Below are 2,452 nucleotides of genomic sequence, written 5' to 3' on the forward strand. Positions count from 1 at the left end.
GAGCCTGCTCGCGATATCGGTGGGTCAGCCAACATAATTGTTGAATGATCGACCGCTATCGCGAGCAGGCTCACTCCTACAAGGGTTTTTGTGGCGTTCAATCAGGCCGGATAGTTCGCCCGCAGCGCCTCAAGGCCACCCTGATAGATGCCGGTGAACAGCGCCACCACTTCCTCATCGCTCACGCCCTTGGCGTTGAAGCGTCCCGACCACGTTACCCGGGCGCCCTGCCCCTGAGCTTCAACCTTGATCGTCGCCAGATAGTCAGTCGCCGGGAACGGTGCCTGTTCGATCGAGTAGCTGTAGGTCCTGGCAGCGTTGTCGAACGCTTGCAGACGCTCGATCACCACCGCGCCGTCGGCGGTTTGCAGGGTGCGCACGCGTCCGCCTTCGCTCAGCTCACTCTTGGGAATCAACGGCAGCCAGTCCGGCAGCGTGTTGAAGCCGCCGATCAATTGCCAGACCTGATCGGCCGAAGCCGGGATGTCGATCGTTGCTGATGCAGTTGCCATAAATAAACGCTTCTCCAGAGTCTTCGCGGTTCAGATCGCCATACTGTCGACTACACCGCCATCCACGCGCAAGGCCGCGCCAGTGGTGGCGGAGGAAAACGGCGAAGCGATGTACGTGACCAGATGCGCCACCTCGGCAACATCGGCCACCCGCTGGATGATCGACGTCGGCCGCGCTCTGCGCACAAACGCATCAGCCTCTTCACGCAGATTACGGCCAGACTCGGCGGCAGCATCCTTGAGCATGTGTTCCACGCCACCGGTAAACGTCGGCCCCGGCAGGATCGCATTGACCGTCACACCGGTGCCCGCCAGACGCTTGGCCAGGCCATGGGACACCGCAAGGTTGGCGCTTTTGGTCACGCCGTAATTAAGCATGTCGGCCGGGGTCGCCACGCCGGATTCCGAGGACAGGAAAATCACCCGTCCCCAGCCCTGCTCGACCATCGCCGGCACGTAATGCCGCGACAGGCGCACGCCGGAAATCACGTTGACCTCGTAGAAACGTGTCCACTCGCTGTCCGGGGTGTCAAAGAAATCCACGGCGTCGAAAATGCCGAGGTTGTTCACCAGAATGTCTGCGCGCGGTTCAGCGGCGAACAGTTTTTCCGCACCTTCGGCAGTGCCCAGATCGGCCGTCAGACCGCGCAGTTGCGCACCCGGCACCTGCTGGCGAATGCTCGCCAGCGCTTGCTCGACCTTGGCCGTTTCACGCCCGATCACCACAACCGTGGCTCCGGCCTCGGCCAGTGACTGACTGATGCCCAGACCAATGCCACCCGTGCTGCCGCTGACGATGGCCAGTTTTCCACTCAAGTCGATTTTCATGGGTTCACCTCTTTGATGGGCAATACACGGACAAATAGAAGGAATGGATCAGCGTAGACGCGATGTTGGCCGGATGAAGGCGTTGCCGACCAAAGACCGGTCACGACCGACCCGACGCCTTCGCGAGCAAGCCCGCTCCCACTTGGGATTGTCGGTCGATGGAGGCTCTCGGGCTGGCCATGATCAAGGGTGGGAGTGGGCTTGCTCACGAAGGGGCCGGGACATCCGGCTTCAATGGTGACTGACCCGACACCTTCGCGGGTTCAGCGGCGTCCTACACTGAAAGGATCAGCCGCTTTTCAAGAGATGACCATGAAAATGTCTGCGCAAATAACCGTGGTTGCGGTGCTCGCCACCCTCGCCTACCTGGGCCTTGCGGTGTGGGGCATTGGTGGGCCGGCGGTGTTCTTTTCGCATGGGGCGCTGGTGCTGGTGGCGCTGGCCACGGTGCTGATGGTGGTGGCGTCGCTGTTCACCGATGTAAACATGAGCTCGGGCGAGCGCGAGGACCGCGCCAATCGCTGGGTGATTCCGGCGTTCGGCGTGATCGGTCTGGTCAGCGGATTTCTCCCGGCGTACTGCGATCGCATCGACTTCTGGACCTTCGGCGCTGAAGGCGTGCGCTGGCTCGGCGCGCTGTTGTTTATCGTCGGTGGCACGCTGCGGCTGTGGCCGGTGTTTGTGCTGGGCCGTCGGTTCAGCGGCCTGGTGGCGATTCAGCCGGGGCATCGGCTGGTCACCGACGGCATTTACACACGCCTGCGCAATCCGAGCTATCTGGGGTTGGTGGTCAACGCCGTGGGCTGGGCGCTGGCGTTTCGTTCCTGTGTCGGGTTGATTCTGGCGGCGCTGACGCTGATTCCACTGATCGCACGTATTCACTCGGAAGAGGCGCTGCTGCGCGGGCAGTTTGGTGCAGAGTACGAGGCTTATCGCGCGCGCAGCTGGCGATTGTTGCCGGGGGTTTACTGACGCCATCACCAGCAGACTGAACCGGCTCCTGCAGTGTTGGATAGCGGGCAACATTTACGGCCCGACATTGATCGAATGTGGGAGCGGGCTTGCTCGCGAATGCGCTGAATCAGTCGACATCGCATGCAACTGAAAGACCG

The 2,452-nt window shown here is 61.8% G+C and carries 3 protein-coding genes; 1 reads left to right on the plus strand and 2 read right to left on the minus strand.

Features of this window, described 5'->3' with window-relative positions; translation table 11 throughout:
- Window positions 1-101: 101 nt before the first annotated feature.
- Complete coding sequence (locus QMX91_RS30675) at window positions 102-512, minus strand: SRPBCC family protein (protein ID WP_098968198.1); 411 nt, start codon at window positions 510-512, stop codon at window positions 102-104.
- Window positions 513-542: 30 nt separating this feature from the next.
- Window positions 543-1,340: an SDR family oxidoreductase gene (locus QMX91_RS30680; protein WP_027613242.1), complete on the minus strand. Its 798-nt coding sequence runs from the start codon at window positions 1,338-1,340 to the stop codon at window positions 543-545.
- A 312-nt stretch (window positions 1,341-1,652) separates the two neighbouring features.
- Between QMX91_RS30680 and QMX91_RS30685 the strand changes: the two genes are divergently transcribed.
- A complete protein-coding gene (locus QMX91_RS30685) occupies window positions 1,653-2,312 on the plus strand; it encodes an isoprenylcysteine carboxylmethyltransferase family protein (RefSeq protein WP_135295472.1) in 660 nt (219 codons plus the stop codon).
- The last annotated feature ends 140 nt before the right edge of the window (window positions 2,313-2,452 follow it).

It is taken from the genome of Pseudomonas sp. PS01299, assembly GCF_029960145.1.
Lineage (GTDB): Bacteria > Pseudomonadota > Gammaproteobacteria > Pseudomonadales > Pseudomonadaceae > Aquipseudomonas > Aquipseudomonas putida_A.